The following is a 16,202-nucleotide window of genomic DNA, read 5'->3' as shown; positions in this document are numbered from 1 at the left end:
ATGCGAATGGAAGAGGGATTCCACGGCGCTCACAGCGGGCCTGACCACTGACCCGCCGTGAGGTGGTGGTGTTGGACACACGCCGAGGCTTGCGAGGCGTCAGGCTCCGCAGGCCGAGACCTTGTAAAGCTTCGCAGGCCCTTCGGAATCGATGAGCCTGAAGCCAGGATTTATCTCAAGGTTTTGGACGCCAGGAAATTCGTGGTGGCCTCCATGGACTTCGCGGGTGCCGAAATCCAAAACGTAATATGCCTTGAGCTTGCGGACAGCGTCGCAAACTTCCGGCGTTTCACCCGCATGATTGAGCTGACGCAGGATTTCGATCGTCGAGGCGTCATACTCTCCGAAAACGTGAGGCGTCAGGGATTTGCGGTCCGAGATTGCGTAGACCATGGAAGCACCCGTCCACGGACTCGAGACGACGACGTTGTCAGCAGGAATCTCGGAGCCAGCCCTCCGCAGCAACGTCATCTCGTCACGGGAGACCAACGGTGAATCCGACGTGACCGCATAGTTGCTCGCCGCGGAGCGAACGGCTGCGGACACGGCCCCGCCTTGGGAAAGCACGAAGAGTCCGCACAACGCGAGCACAGAAAGAATGACGGACGCTGTCTTAGCCCGGGTTCCGCTGACCCATTCCCTCAACACCGGCGCCTTGCGCGCGGTTAGGCGGTCGTGGAGGAACCCTCGCAGGAGATCGGCCAGCCACGCGGCACCGAAAGCTGCGACCGGCAGGGTTGCTACAGGCAATAGTGCCGCCAGGCGGAACGGATCGTTGTACCAGACGCCGCCGAACCAGGTCCGGAAGCTCCCGAAGGGGTAGCCCGAAACGATGATGAACATCAGTCCGGAAACAATGAACATTGCCAGCAGCCAGAGGTGACGGCGCTGCCGTAACAGTGCCCAGATCCCGAGCAGGGTCAACGCGAAGATGAGCCACGGGATCGGTCGGCCTTGGGGAGAGCTAGTCAGAGCCTGTCCGAAGGCCTGGCTGAGTGTCTGAACGGGTTGCCACGTGGACTGGGCCTCGTCCGGCCGAAGGACCTTCCAGCCGATTGCGAGCACACCAGTGTAAACAATCAACGCGATCAGGAGCGTTGCCGCCGTGGGCCGGGCCCCGAAGCGAGGTCGCCAGAGCCGGAAAGCCGCGACGCCGGCTGCCAAGACTGCCGGATACGTCCACGCGAAAAACGCCAAAAGGGTGCTTGGGTGCGCTAGGGCAAGTCCCGGAAGGGCTCCCAACAGCAGGATCCAGGCAGAGCCAGGCGGAAGTGCCAAGCCACGAGCCACCCGAAGGGCCAGGGCAAGGAGCGCGATGCACGCGGGGAGCAGCGCGATTGAAAGTAGGTTCGGGTAGAGGACGCCGAAATCGACCATCAGAAAAGGGAAAGCGCTGAATCCTGCTGCGAGGGCGCAGCTGCTGACAACCACTGTTCGGCGCCGGCCGAAGAGGGAGGTCGCGAGCAGAACGCACGACAAGGGCCAGATGAGCCCCCCAATGGCAATGTTGGTCGCATTGACTGCCGCCGGAATCGTGCTGCCCGTCAGTTGCTGGGTCAGCGATACGACATCATGCCACGCGGCAGGGTAGAAGCCGCCGATCCCGTTGGAAGCCGTGAATCCGCTAACCCGCAGCGAGGACGCGTTGCCTGTGTCCACGATGTAGCGGACAGCGTTGAGATGGAAGATATTGTCAAAGGTTTGCGAGATGTTCTCGGGTCCACCGAAGACCTGGCCAAGTCGCCAGAAGAGCACCGCAAACACTGCCGTCATGGCAAGCCAGCTGATGAAGATGCCATTCCAGTTTCGGGAGGTCCTTCCGGAACGTGTCCCTCGCCTGCGGATCGACGACGGCCACAGCCGGCGCACCGCGAAGATCGCCACCGAAAGGAGGACGGATACAGCGAGAACCACCAGGATGTTCCAGGGAAGGCCGGCGAAACCGGCGAGTATCGCGGAAACGGATATGAGGGTCACACTTGCAGGTCCGGCCGAGCCGGCCAGCACCCAACCGCGAACACCTGTTGCCCATGCGAGCAGGAGACCTGGGACCAGCAGAATCAGGATTGCGGCGGCTACCAAGGGGGCCAGGCTGGCGTAAATCATGGGCATACCCCATTGCAAGGCAACATGAAACTACTTTCCGGCGCAGTCTAGAGAATTGAGCGGTAGATCGAGAGGAGGCGTTCCTCCATGATGTCCCAGCTGAAAGTGGATTTGAAAAGCGTACGAGCGCGTAATTGAATTTCCGTAAGCTCATCGGCATCGGCGAACAGGCGGCCTGCAGTCGCTTCGAAAGAAGCCGCAGAGTAATCACAGACCGCGCCCACTTTATGGTTGCTGACTAACTCGTCCACACCTGTGTCTTTGGCGACAATTATCGGCAAACCCAGCATCAGAGCCTCGTAGAACTTGTTTGGCGAGGAGAATTTGTGGTTGGGAACCGCAGGATCGTAAACGGCGAGCAGACAGTCTGCCGCTGCTTCCAGCTTTAGCGTTTCCGCATACGGCAGCCGGCCGTGGAAAGTGATGGAGTCATAGTCGGCGGCGAACTGGCGAGCTTTCCCTTCGAGAGCACCAAAACCGCCGATGTCCAAGTGCCAATCTGGTCGTCGGGAGAATAGCTCCAAAAGCTCGGAGATGAGGCGGCCTTCGCTGAGGATTCCGACATAGACGAACCGTTTGCGGGAATCCGCGTCCCTTACTGCCTGCACGTCCGTGTTGGGCGGCGAGTTGTGGATGACCACCAGCCGCTTCGGTCGGGCCTTGGCCAGTTGCGACTCGCGGTTTTCGCCGACAATGATCACAACGTCGGCCCGGTTGATGACAAACGTATCGATTCGTTCGATCAGCGGAGCCACAGTACGGGGAACCGAAAATGAATCAACAAAGTAGTCGTAAATGTCGTAGACCAATGGCACACGCAGGATCCTGGCCATGATCAGGCCGCTCAATGCGGTGCCGAGGTCGCTCGCATGGATTGCGGTGAGGTCCTTGCGGTGCTTCCACAACTGCCGCAGTAGAAATAGCTGGAACAATGCCATGCCCAGCAGCGTTCTGAGGCTCGCGCCGTAGCTCGATTTGATCCCCGAACGAATGATCCGTGCGCGGCCGTTGGGAAACGTTAGAACTTCGTCCCGGGCAAGATCGCCGTCGCGGTCCCAGCCCAGGATCAGGATGTCAGGGTGTTCCGTCAGAACGCTATTGACTTCCTTTTCGACCCGTGGGTCAGGGGCAACATGCGTTGCACGTAGAAAGGCGATAGTCATGCGTGTGCGCCGGCCTCGGATGCTCGATGCGGGAACGACGGATCGAAGTCCGGCAACCGTTCTCCGGTTCCGAACAAGGCGCGGACGGCGGCCAGGGTGCGGGCACTGGCGTTGCCGTCGCCGTAGGGGTTTACTGCCTGCGCCATCGAAGTGTAGTGCGCCTCGTCGTGCAGGAGCGCGGTGACCTCTGAGACAATCCGGTTCTCGTCAGTACCGATCAGCCGCACTGTCCCGGCGTCCACGGCTTCGGGTCGTTCGGTGTTCTCGCGCATAACGAGGACCGGCTTGGCGAGGCTGGGGGCCTCCTCCTGGACTCCACCGGAATCTGTGAGCACGACGTCGGCAAGGGAAAGCATGCGAGTGAACTCGCCGTAGGCAAGTGGCTCAGTCACGATGACGTTTGGGCACGTTTCGATGAATGGAAGGACAGCTTCCCGCACCACCGGATTCTTATGGGCGGGAAGGACGATTGTGAGGTCCGGCTCGGCCTCGGCGATCCGGGCAAGGGCGCGTCCTACCGCGCGCATGGCCTCGCCCTGGTTCTCACGGCGGTGCGTGGTGACCAGCAGGATCCGGCGCCCGGTGTCCGCAAGCTCCTGCAGCACAGGGTCGGAAAAGGGAACCCGCTTGCCGACGGTGGCCAGCAGGGCATCAATGACGGTGTTGCCGGTTACGACGATGTCCTTATCCGGGATGCCTTCCGCCAGGAGGTTTCTCTTGCTCTCCGAGGTCGGAGCCAAGTGGAGGGCAGTGATTTGCGAGGTGATCTTCCGGTTCGCCTCTTCTGGGAACGGCGAATGGAGATTTCCGCTGCGCAGTCCAGCCTCCACATGGATGACCGGAATGCTGTGGTAAAACGCCGCGATGGCGGCGGCAGTCGACGTCGTGGTGTCGCCCTGGACGATTACAGCGTCAGGCTTCCGCTCATTGAAGAGTTTGTCGAGTCCCTGCATGGTCCGGGTCATGATGCCGGTCAGCGACTGCCGGGGTTGGATGATGTTCAGGTCATAGTCGGGAACGATTTCGAACAACTCGTTAACCTGGTCCAGCATCTGCCTGTGCTGCCCGGTCACCGTTACAACGCACTCAAAGTCCGGGGACTCGTGGAGTGCTGAGACGATCGGAGCCATCTTGATGGCTTCCGGGCGGGTGCCGTAAATCGGCATGAGCGTACGCATCAAAACTCCCTATGGTGATCACAGTGAAACTCTGGCCACTTTACCAAAGCTGCCACTTAGGACTTGCTGGCCTGAACTAGTATCCGGCCGTGCTGGCGGACAAGGAATGTCGGCCAGACCAACGCGGCGGCTGCATTCGCTGCGACGAAGCCCCAAACGGCCCCGTCAAGCCCATTGAGGAACAAGCCTGTGAACGGGAACAGGATGTGCATGACTGTCTGGACCGCCCGACCCTTGACGAGGCTGTCGTGAGCCAGGATGCCGCGGGAGACGACGTAGTAGAAGTGCCCTAAGAAACCGACCGCGACATAGATGGTGCAGGCTGCCGCGTACTTGGCGAGGGTCGCCAGGGCACCGGCAACGAAATGAAGCTGGGGAAGGATGAAGCCGAGGACCACAAAACAGCCGAGCGCCATCAATCCCGCCATGCCGAGGACTCCAAAAAGTACCTTTCGGCTCAGCAGCAGCCGTGGTGGCATTTGGGAAATGTTCGGCCGGATGGGATCGAGTGTCAGCTGGATGGGCATGGCAACACTTGAGATGCTCCGGTATGCGCCGAAATTGCTTGTGCCAAGGAAGGGCGCCATCGCGAGAGGCGCGCCGATCGATCCCGCGTCCATCAGCAGGGACTCGCCCAGCAGGGGAACAATCCGTTTTCGCCGCTGCTGGATCCAGGCGACGAGGCCCGATCCGCGGCGGAAGCGCGACGGGGGGAAAAGCATGGAGGAAGCAATGCTTGCCAGTGCCCACGCCCCCAGCACCCCGCCCAGAGCCCCGGTGCGGAAGAACAAGGCAGCCGCCACTGTCAGGATGAACACGGCGACGCCGACGACGTCGGATATCAGAACGGCCTGGGGGCCCCGGCTGGCCGAATGGAAGAACCGGGCGCCCAGGCGGTAGATGTTGGCCGCCACGCCGAGCGCGGAGGCAATGGCGTTGGTCCAGTTGCCGAGGACTACCGCAGAGACAGCAAGGGTGAGAATCCCGGCGAGGGCGGCACCCGTGAAAAGTGCGCCCGAGTAACCGAGCCATTCATTGTGGATTGGGTTCTGCGTCCGCCCTCGCGCCCAGGTGTCGCAGATTGCAGAAAGGGTCATCGACCAGCCCAGGGCAAAGATCAGATAGGGAACGGAAAACGCGCCGTACTCCGCTGTTGAGAACAGCAATAGGGCCGAGATGGGCACCATGGCGCTGCCCGCCGCACCCAGCAGGGAGGAACCGAGGAAGTGGAGCCGCGCCATCCTCAAGGCTTCCGTACGCTGTCAACAACCGCCAAATACTCCGCCGCCCGCTGTTTCCAGTCGAAGGATGCCACGAGCTCAGGCGCCGGTCGGGACGCAGGGGAGTCTAGTGCGTCCCGGACGTTCTCGACCCAAGCACCGGAATCCCCGGCCTCGGCAAGCCGTACGTCCGCTCCGGCCGCAAGGAGGTATTGAGCAGCACCGACCGGTGTGCTGACGACGGCGGCGCCAGCCGCAACGGCTTCGAGCAGGGTGGTCTGGAAACCCTCGGAGAGCGTTGTGGGGTTGAGGAAAACGCCGCCCCGCAGCAACTCCGCTATCCGGGCCTGCGGTTGCTGGCCATGGACGATGACGCGGTCTGCCATCGGCGAGGCTGCGGCTCGAGCTTCCAATGCTGCGCGCTCGGTGCCATCGCCGACCACGTGTAGCTCCATTTCCGGGTAGTCAGCTGCAAGATGCTCGGCAGTTGCGAGGGCGAGATCCCAACCCTTGCCGGGGACGACCCGTCCGACATAAACCAGCTTTGTCCTCCGAGCGGCGATTTCAGACCCCTCCTCGGACCTACATGCGAAGGCGGTCGTGTCGATGGCGTTGTGAAAGACCTGGCCGTTAACACCGGCGAGCTCGCGGACGAAGTCCCGTGCTCCCTCCGAAATGCATAGCACTGTGGTGGCGCCACACAGCACGAGCCTGCCCATGGTTTTGTCGATCAGCCTGCTGGCCAGGGCCACGAGGGGCGAGACCCCCTTGACCTCTGCAGAGCCATGTTCCGTGTGGATGCCCGGAACGGACAGCCGCCGGGCCAGTCGGACGCCGATCAAGGACATAGGAAAAAAACGAGTATGCGAGGAGATCGCCGTGACCGACTCTTGGGCGAGCATTTTCCGGATTTTCCTTGCAGTCCCGGGCCACGGCCACGCGAGGACCCCGCCGACAGCCGGGGAGCATTTGAATCGGACAATTTTCGGATTGGAGGCCAGGTCCGAAGGTGTGTCGTTGTCAAGGCTAAAGATAGTGACCCGGACCCCCAAGTTGGCGAGTTCCTTGGCGAGGGCGGCTACGTGGAACTCCACGCCCCCGATCTTAGGCAGGAAGTTGTTCACGACGAACGCAATGTGATGGGCAGGTTCCGGAACCGGAAGAACAGGGGCGGTCAAAGTAACTGGCAGCTTTCTCTCGGGGCCCACACCGCCGTCGCCAGCACTTGCGACAGCCCGATGCGCCGGGTTTGACCACTATACCGGCAGCATCCTGCAGCCCGGGGGCGGGGGCGCCGGTCGGGCATATGGAATACTGGACTCTTGTGAGTCGCACATGGTTCGTTATCCCGATGTACAACGAGGCTACCGTCGTCGGCGGGGTCGTGGCGGATCTCCGGAAGGAGTTTCCCCATGTTGTCTGTGTTGACGACGGCAGTTCCGATGGCTCCCAAGACATCGCGCGCGCGGCTGGCGCGATAGTTGTACAGCATCCCATCAATCTGGGCCAGGGCGCAGCCCTGCAGACTGGATTCGAATACGCTCTTCAAGACCCCGAGCTCGATTGCATTGTGACGTTCGACGCCGATGGGCAGCACCGGATTGAAGACGCCAAAGCGATGGTTGAGCGGATCCGTAGCGGCGAAGCGGAGATCGTCCTGGGCTCAAGGTTCCTGGACAAACGGACCAAGCTGTCACCCGCTAAGCGCGTTGTGCTGAAGACCGCCGCTATCCAGTCACGACTGGCCACGGGCATGGATCTGACGGACGCACACAACGGACTCCGGGCCATCAGCCCCGCAGTGGCTCAGCGGATTCATCTCACGCAGAACCGGATGGCCCATGCCTCGGAACTCGTACATCAGCTGGCGAAGATGCAGCCACGATATGTGGAGCATCCCGTCGAAATCATCTACACCGACTATTCCAAAGCCAAAGGCCAGTCTCTTCTGAACGCTGTCAACATCGTTTTCGAACTGTTCTTCAAATAGTAAGGTCCCCGACATGTTGATTATCGTCCAGATTGCGCTTGTCCTTGCCGTCATCTTTGTCTCTGTGGCACTGATGCGCGGGGGATCCAATGCCCGTCACCTCGCTATCCGCCGGATGCTGCTGATCGTGTTCGCGGTGGTAGCGGTTCTCTCGATTTTCTTCCCAGGCATGCTCTCCACTGTCGCTACGTTCTTCGGCGTAGGGCGCGGGACCGACCTCGTCTTGTACGGAACCATCGTCTCGGTGTTGGTCTTCATGTCCACGACGTATCAGCGATTCCGTCACATGGAGACATCCATGACGCGCCTCGCCCGCCGGATCGCGATCGACGAGGTTCCCCGTCCAGAAGTCGCAGCCGAGCAAGTGAGCCAGCGTCACGAAAACTGAAATGCCCTGACGCGCCCGCTTCGTGCAAAACGCCAACAAAGAGGCTGGCCCTGGACCATCTGTCGTTCCGGGGCCAGCCTTCCTTGTTTGTCGAAGGCTTTCACTGAGGCCGGGTCCCGTCGCCGTAGACGGCTACGGGTTCATGACGATGGTGATTCCCCCTGCAGCGGTCCAACGGATTGTGCCATTCATGAAGCTCTGTGAGCAGCTTGTGCTGCTGGAACACTGTTCACTGCTGCGCGGGATTCCCAAGGCCCCGTCGACGCCACCCCGGCTGAGCCAGGCCTGGCCGATTTCCTTGCTGGTATTGACGATCTGAAGGCCGGTTGAAGCCGACCACGTCACGAACCCCGAGAGGAAGCGCTGGTAGCAGATAGTGCTCTTGCACTGTTCCGCGCCGGCCGGATATGACAAAGCACTGGTCGGCCCGCCCAACGATTCGTAGTAGCCTCCGACCGTCTGCGGTGAGCCATTGGTCCACACGGGTTGTATCCCGCCTGCGGCGCTCCAGTAGACATTGCCGAACTGGAACTTCTGCACGCACGCAGCGGATTGGCAGGTCTCCGCGCTGATCGGGAAGCCGTATTTACCGGCGGTTCCGCCGAGATTCAGGGTGTAGTACGCAGCGACTGTGGAGTTGTCGTTGCTGTAATAGAGGGGTTGAATTCCGCCGACGGCGCTCCAGACTATGGTGCCGAACTGGAAACGCTGCTGGCACGAGGCATTGGAACAAGTTTCGGGCCCGATCGGGAATCCATACCGGCTCGTGGTCGCGCCGGATTTGACCCAGAGCCCGCCGATCGTGGAATTGTCGCCATTGGTGAAGACTGGCTGGACGCCCCCGACAGCACTCCAGAGGATTTGGCCTCTTTGGAACATCTGCACGCAATAGTTCGAATAGCATCGCTCGCTCGACGTCGGGAAGCCGAACTTGCTGTTCAGGCCACCCAGCTTGATCCATGCGCCACCGACGGTCGAGTTGTCGCCCGCCGTGTAGACAGGTTGGATGCCGGTGGCGGCGGTCCAGTAGATCGATCCGCGCTCAAAGTACTGGACGCAGTAGCTGGCGGCGCAGGACTCGCCAGTAGTCGGAAGACCGTATTTGCTGCTCGGGCCGCCCAGGCTCTTCCAGTAGGCGCCGATCGTAGAGTTGTCCGGCCCGGAGTAGATCGTTTGGACCCCGGTGGTGGCCGACCAGTAGAGGTCCCCGTTTTCGAAGTTTTGAACGCAATAGGAGCCATTGCAGGCTTCGTTGCCGATTGGTAGCCCGAAGGGCCCTGCGGCCGCTCCCGAACTGCGCCAAAGGGAGCCTATTCCGCCGGACGTGGCGACTGATAGTACGCCGCGCTGCGCAGTCCAATACACCATCCGGCGTTCGAAAACCTGGAGACATAGCGAGGAATCGCAGCTCTCGAAGCTGGTGGGGGAGCCCCACGAACCGGTGGCTCCACCAGCAGCGAGCCAGCTCTGGCCAATGCCTCCGTTGGTGTTGACCGTAACGCCGGTCGCGAAGGTCTGCAGCTGGCCAAGCGTGCCACGCCATACGTCGGAGTCACCGGCGAAGGGTCCTGTGCTGCTGTATTGCCAGATATCGTAGCCCAGCCAGCCGTTGGGAAGTGTCCCAGGGCTGCTGGCGGGCTGTGTGAAGTATGACGCGATATGCAGTGGGTTCCCGGAGAATCCTCCGTTGTTTCCAGCGCAAGTACTCCACCAGTCCGTCGTCGTGTAAATCGCGGGAAGCCGCTTAGTCAGCGAGTACACGGTATCGGAGAAATCCCTGACCCACGCAACGATTTGATCCGGTGTGCGGTCATAGCAGGTGTTCCCGAAGTACGAACCCACGTAGGGGTTGTATTCGATGTCCAGCAGAGGAGGGAGTGTCTTGCCGTCGTTGGACCACACCCCTCCGTTGGCGACGAAGTACCGTGCCTGATCGGCTGCGGTCCCGGCATCAGGATGGGGGATCGCGAAGTGGTATGAACCTCGGACCAGGCCGGCGTCGTAGGATTTGTTGAACTGTTGGGAAAACGCGGGGTTGAGGTAGTAGTTTCCCTCGGTCGCTTTCACATAGGCGAACTTTGCGCCTTTCGCGACTTCCGCGCCCCAGTCCACTCCCGCTTGGTAGTAGCTGACGTCCAAGCCTTGCACCCCACTGGGCATCCAGGTGGACATTGCGGCGGCGGAGCCCAATGAGGCCGCCCCGGGCGTGGCGCTTCGCTGGTGCTTGCGTACGCCGTCACCCATGCTGGCTCCGTTTGGACCGATTCTCGAAAGAAAGTCGCTGTTCACCGCGGAAGGCAGTGCCGTTGGAGCTGAAGGAACGGAAGTGGTCTCGGCCGCCGACGCCTGAACCAGCGACGTAATCACAAGGAAGGCAGAAGCGCTTACCGCCACTCCCCAGCGCCAGCGGGTGCGGACGTTCTGAGTGGACATCAGGGTCCGAACTCGACTCATATTGTTCTCCTGGAGAAGGGTGAGCTTACCGTCCCGGTGCACCCAGCACGTTGAACACGGGTGCACCAGGGCGGATCGAACAGCCGCACCCTCCGCATGGCGGAAACAACATGACACCGGGGACGGTTGTTACTACTGTTGCCATTGTTTCCTATGTTACTGGAGATGGCGAGATCAAGCAGCGGCAGGTTAGCGCAGCGCTGCCGCGATCTGGGCGGCCAGAGCCCGGGCAACCGGAGTGGTGATGTGGTTGCCGTCCCGAGACATCAGCACATTGCGGTAGACGGCGGGACAAACGTCTTTGTCGCAGAGCAGGTTCACGGTATCCACGAAGGTCCCGCCATGGGCAGTGACGGCGTCCCGTTCAATTGTCTGCAGCGCCGGGCTGTAGGAGTCGGCGCGCTTCACCGCACAAGTGTCCGGATCGCTCAGATGCTTGGAGACGCAAGAGTTGGGATTCTGCGGCCAGCCGGGGTTGTCACCCACAATCACCGCTTTGGCGCCAGTCGGCAAGCCGTTCAGCAGGGACGCGAGTCCAGCCCCCCATTGTTTGTCGTAATCCGGCCCGACGCCAGGGAAGCCATGGTAGCTGCGTTCGGAGTTCGAGATCACTACTCGGTCCGGTTTCAGCTCACGGATACGTTCCAGGCCTGCACGCTGGAACTCTTGGCAGTTGAATGGGCCGTTGATATCGGGATGTCCGGTGATTGGAAGTTGTACTGAGGGACAGGCCGATTTTGTGATCGTAATGAGCCGGAAGCCCTCCACCTCGGCAGCTTTCTTCAGGGCCGGGAACCAATGGCCTGCGTGGGAGTCCCCGAAAAGGACCACAGTCCGCGATGAGTCAAGCTTTCCGAATTCGCAGCCGGAAGCCTTGAAATCTGCTCCGTTGTTGTTGCAACCATTGGTGAAAATATCGGTCAGGTCCTTGTCGACCGTGTCCAAGGACGGGATGAGCTGGGTCTGCGCGATCCAACTGCCGCTGGAGTCGACCACGGAGTCGGCAAAACCGGACAATCCGGTTCCGGGCCTGTCGGCACCGATGGTGAGCTTACTCGAAGCCTGCGCGGACTGTAGCGACTGCTGCTGCACGAGTCCCCATCCGCCGAACGCAGTGACGAGAACCGCCGTCGTGCCTAGCGCGACTAGATACGTCCGCTTCTTTCGCGACGCAATACTTAGTGCTTGGAAAGGCTTTTCGACGAATCGGTAGGTGAGTGCTGCAAGGACGATGGCGATCGCGGCCAGGACAGCTTTTTCGCGCAGGCGAAGCGGTTCGGCCGCGAGCAATTGCGGGACGACCAGGAGCGGCCAGTGCCATAGATACAGCGAGTAGGAGATATTCCCAAGGAACAACATGGGCTTGTTGCCCAGCAACCGGTCGGCGCCGGGCGCCATAAAGCCACCGCTCCCCGAGAGAATGATCGCCACAGTGCCGAGTACCGGGAACAGGGCAACCCAGCCCGGAAATTCGAGGGTCTTCGTAATGAGAAGTGAGGACAGGACAATCAAGGCAAGTCCTGTTCCCATGAGCAAAATCCGCAGCTTGCCGCTCAGCGCCGTGAGCTTTGCGGAAACGAGATAGGTCAGCGCCCCTGCCGCGAGCTCCCATGCCCTCGTATGGAGAAGGTAGTACGAGCTTGTGGGATCCAGGTGCGAGAGCACGATGCTCAGCGCCAGGGAGACGGCAAACACGCCGCCCAAGAGATACCAAAGCAGGTGCTTGGAACGCCGGGCCTTGACCAGCACAGCAAACAGCATGATCGGCCAGACAAAGTAGAACTGTTCCTCCACCGCCAATGACCAGAAATGGATGAAAGGCGACGGTTCCGGATCGGCAAAATAGCCTGCGGTTTGGCCTGCGAAATTGAAGTTGGCCGCGTAAAGCGCGGCGGCGATCAGATCCTTGACATAGCGGCCCGCTTGCAGAGGTGTCAGCAGGGTCATGACGGCGGTCCCGGAGGCCAGGAGGACCATCAGGTACACGGGAGCGAGGCGCTTGAGCCGCCGGGCGTAGAAGCCGGAAAAGGAAAAGGTCCCGGTCCGTTGCAGCTCGCGAATGATCAGGCCGGAAATGAGGAAACCAGAGATGACGAAGAAGACGTCAACCCCGACAAAACCGCCCGGAATGAAGGGTACGCCCATGTGATAGAGAAGCACTGACACGACGGCGATCGCTCGCAGGCCTTGGATGTCGTTTCGCAGCGACGTCTTCGGCGCGCTTCGGCCCAGTGGGCGTTCGAGCGTTTGTTCGGCCGTGATGGGCGGCATGAGGTACTTTCTGCTTCGGGGTAGTTCGGAGCCGAATCCTTCAGGTTCCCGGCATGTGGACGACGAACGTCGCCTTCCATGGTAGTTGTTGGGCGGTAGTGTGGCACAATCATTGTCCTCAGGCAGCCAATTGCCGGGGAATGAGGATGCGTCCACATCCCGCCCTACACTTGAGCACATGAAGGTATTGGTTACCGGCGGTGCCGGATACATCGGATCGCACACTGCGCTTTGTCTCCTCGAAGAGGGGCACGAGGTCGTGGTCCTCGACAATTTGATGAACTCGAACCCCGAGTCCCTGCGCAGGGTGGAACAGCTCACGGGAAAGAGCGTGGACTTCCGCAAGGTCGACCTGCTCGACGTTGCCGCCGTCGACGCCATCTTCGCCGAGGGAGGCTTCGAGGCCGTCATCCATTTCGCCGGCCTGAAGGCAGTTGGCGAGTCTGTCGAGAAACCACTCTGGTATTACCAGAACAACGTGGTCGGCACACTCAACTTGCTGCACAGCATGGACGCCGCTGGCGTGCGTCGTCTGGTCTTCAGCTCCTCGGCTACGGTCTACGGCGCCTCGGAGGAAGTTCCCCTCATCGAGAAGTCGCCGCTGGACGCAACCAATCCTTACGGTCGCACCAAGGAACAAATCGAGGACATTCTTTCGGATGTAGGTGCCGCCGACGGGAGTTGGAGCATCGCCTTGCTCCGGTACTTCAATCCGGTCGGCGCTCATGAGTCCGGCCTTATCGGCGAGGATCCGAGCGGTGTTCCGAACAACCTGTTGCCCTTCGTAGCGCAGGTCGCCGTCGGACGCCGCGAAAAGGTGATGGTTTTCGGCAACGACTACCCGACGACGGACGGTACCGGCGTACGCGACTACATCCATGTGATGGACCTGGCCGCGGGTCACCTCGCTGCCTTGGGTCATCTCAGCAAGAGGACCGGCGTGTTCCGTTGGAACCTTGGAACCGGCCGGGGATCATCGGTGCTGGAAGTCATCAGGGCATTCAGCGAGGCGGCAGGCCACGAAGTTCCCTATGAAATTGCGCCGAGGCGACCGGGAGATGCTGCCATCAGCTACGCCGATCCGTCCGCCGCTCTCGCTGATCTGGGGTGGTCTGCGCGCCGGAGCCTTGCACAGATGTGCGAGGACCACTGGCGCTGGCAGAGTCGTAACCCTCACGGCTATTCCGCGGCGCACGAGGCCGCTGGAGTCTGACCCGGCCGGTTTGAGCTGCTTGTATTAGCGTCCGTGTTTGGCATTGTAGCGGTACATGAAGGCGGCCATGGCATCGCGGTTAATAGGGTTCAGGGGACGGTAGGTACCGTCGGGATATCCGTTGGTGATGCCGGTTGAGGCCAGCCAGCAGATTTCGCGGTAGAACGGACTGGCCGGGGTGAGGTCGGTGAAAGGTGAGGTGGCCGGCGCGGTGTAGGCCGGGCTGCCGGCAAGCCGGTAGAGGAATGCGGCCATAGTATCGCGATTGACAGGGTTCAGGGGACGGTAGGTACGGTCCGGGTAGCCAGTAGTGATGCCGGTTGAAGCCAGCCAGGTAATTTCTTTGTAAAACGGTGAGAAGAGCCCGATGTCGTTGAACGGAGAGATGAGCGGGGGGATGAAGGCGGGGCTTCCCCTGAGACGGTAGAGGAACGCGGCCATTGCTTCGCGGATGGTCGGTTGGCCGGGGCGGAAGGTGCCGTCCGGATAACCAGTGGTGATGCCGTTGTACGCCAGCCACGTGATTTCCGTGTAGAAGACGTAGTTGGTGGGGACGTCCGTGAACGAAGGCGGAGTCGAAGGGGCGAATGCAGTCAGTCCCCGCGTGGTGCCTAGCCCGGTGGGCCCGTCGTATCCATAGCCGGCGGTGCAAAGGTACGTAGGGGCGCACGTCCCGTTGGTGCCGTTGGCAACATCGTTCAGCGCCCACGGGGAGCTGTAGGGCAGCTGTGCAGGGGAGATTCCTGCAGGGACAGGGCCGGCGAGGGCGTAGGCGGCGGCGATGACTGGGGCCGCTGCGCTGGTTCCGCCGAAAACCATCCACCCGCTCATCCCGCTACTGGGGGTGCTGTCATAGACCGCGACGCCGGTGCTCGGGTCGGCGACTGACGCCACGTCGGCGACGGTGCGGTTCGGACAGCCTGCGTCGTGTTGCCAAACCGGCTTGGGCTCATAGGCGGAACAGCCGCTGCCAGGTCCAGCCGCCCCGGAAGCGGCGGTTCCCCAAGCGTGTTCGGTCCAGCCCCGGACCCGGGTTGAATCGGGGGTCAAGGTGGTACCGCCGGCAGCGACGACGTTGGGGGAGGACGCAGGGTAATTCACTGTGGGCGGGGCGGTGTCGTTCGTGTAGCCGTTGTCGCCGGAACTGGCCACGAGGGGTATCCCCTGGTGATTGAAAAAATGGGCGTCGTATAGGGCGATTTCCTTGAATTCGGGGCCGCCGAAGCTCATCGACACGGCACTGGCACCGAGGCTAACCGCGGTGTTGACCGCACTACCCAAATCGGTGAGCGAATTGGACGTGGCCTCGACGAGGAGGATGTTGCAGTTGGGGCAGGCCGCCGAGACCATTTGGACATCGAGCGACGTTTCCTGTGCCCACGCCGCATTGATGGGCGGAAGGGAAGCGCCGCCGTCTTGGTTCACTTTCCGAAAGCACCCTAGGGCCGAGGAACACGGAGCCTGACCGTACCTCGCCCGGTAGACCGCCAGATCAGCTTCGACGGTCGGGGCATCATACGGATCGACCACTGCTACGGTTCTGCCGATTCCGGCGGTGAGTGAGGGCAGGCTATACGCGGACTGCAGATCCGCCGGCCCGTAGCCGGCGGGGAGAAGCTGCCCGGCAGCCAAGGGGCCTGAGACTTCATCATCGATCTCCGCATGGCACGATGCGTAGCCTGGGGGTGCGTCGCTGCATACCTTTGAATGCCGGTGTCCCTTCAACTTTGCTATGGCGGGGGCAACCGGGCCGGGCTCGGGGGTGGAGGCCGGTGCCGACGACGTGCCGGGAGGACTGTCCGCTGATCCTGCATCGGCTCGCGCAGGTGTGAAGCTCCCGGCAACCAGCAGCAACAGCGCAGCAGCACCAGAGAGTAGGCGCGGGCTGCTCAACCAGCGGTGGCGGAGGTAACCGCGCGGTGTTTTCGGCATCAGATCGTCCTTCTTTGCACCGTTTCTTGCAGGACGTCGCAAATCCGGTTAGTGGAGGCGGGAGTCGAGCGGATGCCCGGCGGTAGAAGAGCCAAACGAGGCCCGGCGATGATCAGCATTTCATATGACGGCAGTCTCTGAAATTGATGGAGGAAAGAGGACGGCTGTGACCCCCGGAGGAGAAGCACCACCACGGAAGACACCCCACCAGCGGCCATTTTTGATGGCTCATCATAACATTTTGGTGATTTGAGTGGCCAGAGTTTCATGAGTTGCCAGTGTGACCA

General features: G+C 61.3%; 11 protein-coding genes. 3 read left to right on the top strand and 8 right to left on the bottom strand.

The annotated features are described in order from the left end of the window. Positions 1-99: 99 nt before the first annotated feature. The 5 genes from AC1DLO_RS02370 to AC1DLO_RS02350 are packed head-to-tail and all read right to left on the bottom strand — an operon-like array spanning position 100 to position 6,845. Complete coding sequence (locus AC1DLO_RS02370) at positions 100-2,106, bottom strand: DUF6541 family protein (protein ID WP_476888658.1); 2,007 nt, start codon at positions 2,104-2,106, stop codon at positions 100-102. Between the two features lie 47 nt (positions 2,107-2,153). After that, on the bottom strand, positions 2,154-3,269 hold the full coding sequence (locus tag AC1DLO_RS02365; protein WP_476888657.1) for a glycosyltransferase: 1,116 nt from the start codon (positions 3,267-3,269) through the stop codon (positions 2,154-2,156). Continuing rightward, entirely contained in the window at positions 3,266-4,447 is a 1,182-nt protein-coding gene (gene wecB, locus AC1DLO_RS02360) for a non-hydrolyzing UDP-N-acetylglucosamine 2-epimerase (protein ID WP_476888656.1), read from the bottom strand. The genes AC1DLO_RS02365 and wecB overlap by 4 nt, the downstream gene beginning before the upstream one ends. Before the next feature lie 56 nt (positions 4,448-4,503). Then, positions 4,504-5,688, bottom strand: a complete 1,185-nt coding sequence (locus AC1DLO_RS02355; RefSeq protein ID WP_476888655.1) for a hypothetical protein — start codon at positions 5,686-5,688, stop codon at positions 4,504-4,506. A gap of 2 nt (positions 5,689-5,690) precedes the next feature. Then, positions 5,691-6,845: a glycosyltransferase family 4 protein gene (locus tag AC1DLO_RS02350; RefSeq protein WP_476888654.1), complete on the bottom strand. Its 1,155-nt coding sequence runs from the start codon at positions 6,843-6,845 to the stop codon at positions 5,691-5,693. A gap of 146 nt (positions 6,846-6,991) precedes the next feature. Here AC1DLO_RS02350 and AC1DLO_RS02345 point away from each other — a divergent pair, with 146 nt between their 5' ends. Both AC1DLO_RS02345 and AC1DLO_RS02340 read left to right on the top strand, forming a co-directional pair. Then, positions 6,992-7,657, top strand: a complete 666-nt coding sequence (locus AC1DLO_RS02345) for a glycosyltransferase family 2 protein (RefSeq protein WP_395893787.1) — start codon at positions 6,992-6,994, stop codon at positions 7,655-7,657. A 13-nt stretch (positions 7,658-7,670) separates the two neighbouring features. Continuing rightward, entirely contained in the window at positions 7,671-8,045 is a 375-nt protein-coding gene (locus AC1DLO_RS02340) for a DUF2304 domain-containing protein (protein WP_461837240.1), read from the top strand. 132 nt (positions 8,046-8,177) lie between these two features. On the opposite strand, the gene AC1DLO_RS02335 is transcribed toward AC1DLO_RS02340, so the two are convergent. Both AC1DLO_RS02335 and AC1DLO_RS02330 read right to left on the bottom strand, forming a co-directional pair. Continuing rightward, positions 8,178-10,478, bottom strand: coding sequence for a GH25 family lysozyme (locus AC1DLO_RS02335; RefSeq protein WP_476888653.1), 2,301 nt, complete (start codon positions 10,476-10,478; stop codon positions 8,178-8,180). Between the two features lie 210 nt (positions 10,479-10,688). Then, positions 10,689-12,770, bottom strand: a complete 2,082-nt coding sequence (locus AC1DLO_RS02330) for an acyltransferase family protein (protein WP_476888652.1) — start codon at positions 12,768-12,770, stop codon at positions 10,689-10,691. A gap of 178 nt (positions 12,771-12,948) precedes the next feature. Between AC1DLO_RS02330 and galE the strand changes: the two genes are divergently transcribed. Next, complete coding sequence (gene galE, locus AC1DLO_RS02325) at positions 12,949-13,983, top strand: UDP-glucose 4-epimerase GalE (protein WP_476888651.1); 1,035 nt, start codon at positions 12,949-12,951, stop codon at positions 13,981-13,983. Between the two features lie 24 nt (positions 13,984-14,007). Here the strand turns inward: galE and AC1DLO_RS02320 are convergent, their stop codons facing one another. After that, positions 14,008-15,915, bottom strand: coding sequence for an S-layer homology domain-containing protein (locus AC1DLO_RS02320; protein ID WP_476888650.1), 1,908 nt, complete (start codon positions 15,913-15,915; stop codon positions 14,008-14,010). Between the last annotated feature and the right edge of the window lie 287 nt (positions 15,916-16,202).

The organism is Arthrobacter sp. 01T419, from assembly GCF_056398865.1.
Note: the sequence above shows the minus strand (reverse complement) of the source record. Positions and strands in the feature narration are given on the sequence as shown.

Excerpts from the sequence above, each read along its gene's own strand:
- galE (WP_476888651.1), top strand. The coding sequence starts at position 12,949 with ATGAAGGTATTGGTTACCGGCGGTGCCGGATACATCGGATCGCACACT.
- AC1DLO_RS02335 (WP_476888653.1), bottom strand. The coding sequence starts at position 10,478 with ATGTCCACTCAGAACGTCCGCACCCGCTGGCGCTGGGGAGTGGCGGTA.
- AC1DLO_RS02370 (WP_476888658.1), bottom strand. The coding sequence starts at position 2,106 with ATGATTTACGCCAGCCTGGCCCCCTTGGTAGCCGCCGCAATCCTGATT.
- AC1DLO_RS02330 (WP_476888652.1), bottom strand. The coding sequence starts at position 12,770 with ATGCCGCCCATCACGGCCGAACAAACGCTCGAACGCCCACTGGGCCGA.
- AC1DLO_RS02320 (WP_476888650.1), bottom strand. The coding sequence starts at position 15,915 with ATGCCGAAAACACCGCGCGGTTACCTCCGCCACCGCTGGTTGAGCAGC.
- wecB (WP_476888656.1), bottom strand. The coding sequence starts at position 4,447 with ATGCGTACGCTCATGCCGATTTACGGCACCCGCCCGGAAGCCATCAAG.
- AC1DLO_RS02365 (WP_476888657.1), bottom strand. The coding sequence starts at position 3,269 with ATGACTATCGCCTTTCTACGTGCAACGCATGTTGCCCCTGACCCACGG.
- AC1DLO_RS02340 (WP_461837240.1), top strand. The coding sequence starts at position 7,671 with ATGTTGATTATCGTCCAGATTGCGCTTGTCCTTGCCGTCATCTTTGTC.
- AC1DLO_RS02355 (WP_476888655.1), bottom strand. The coding sequence starts at position 5,688 with ATGGCGCGGCTCCACTTCCTCGGTTCCTCCCTGCTGGGTGCGGCGGGC.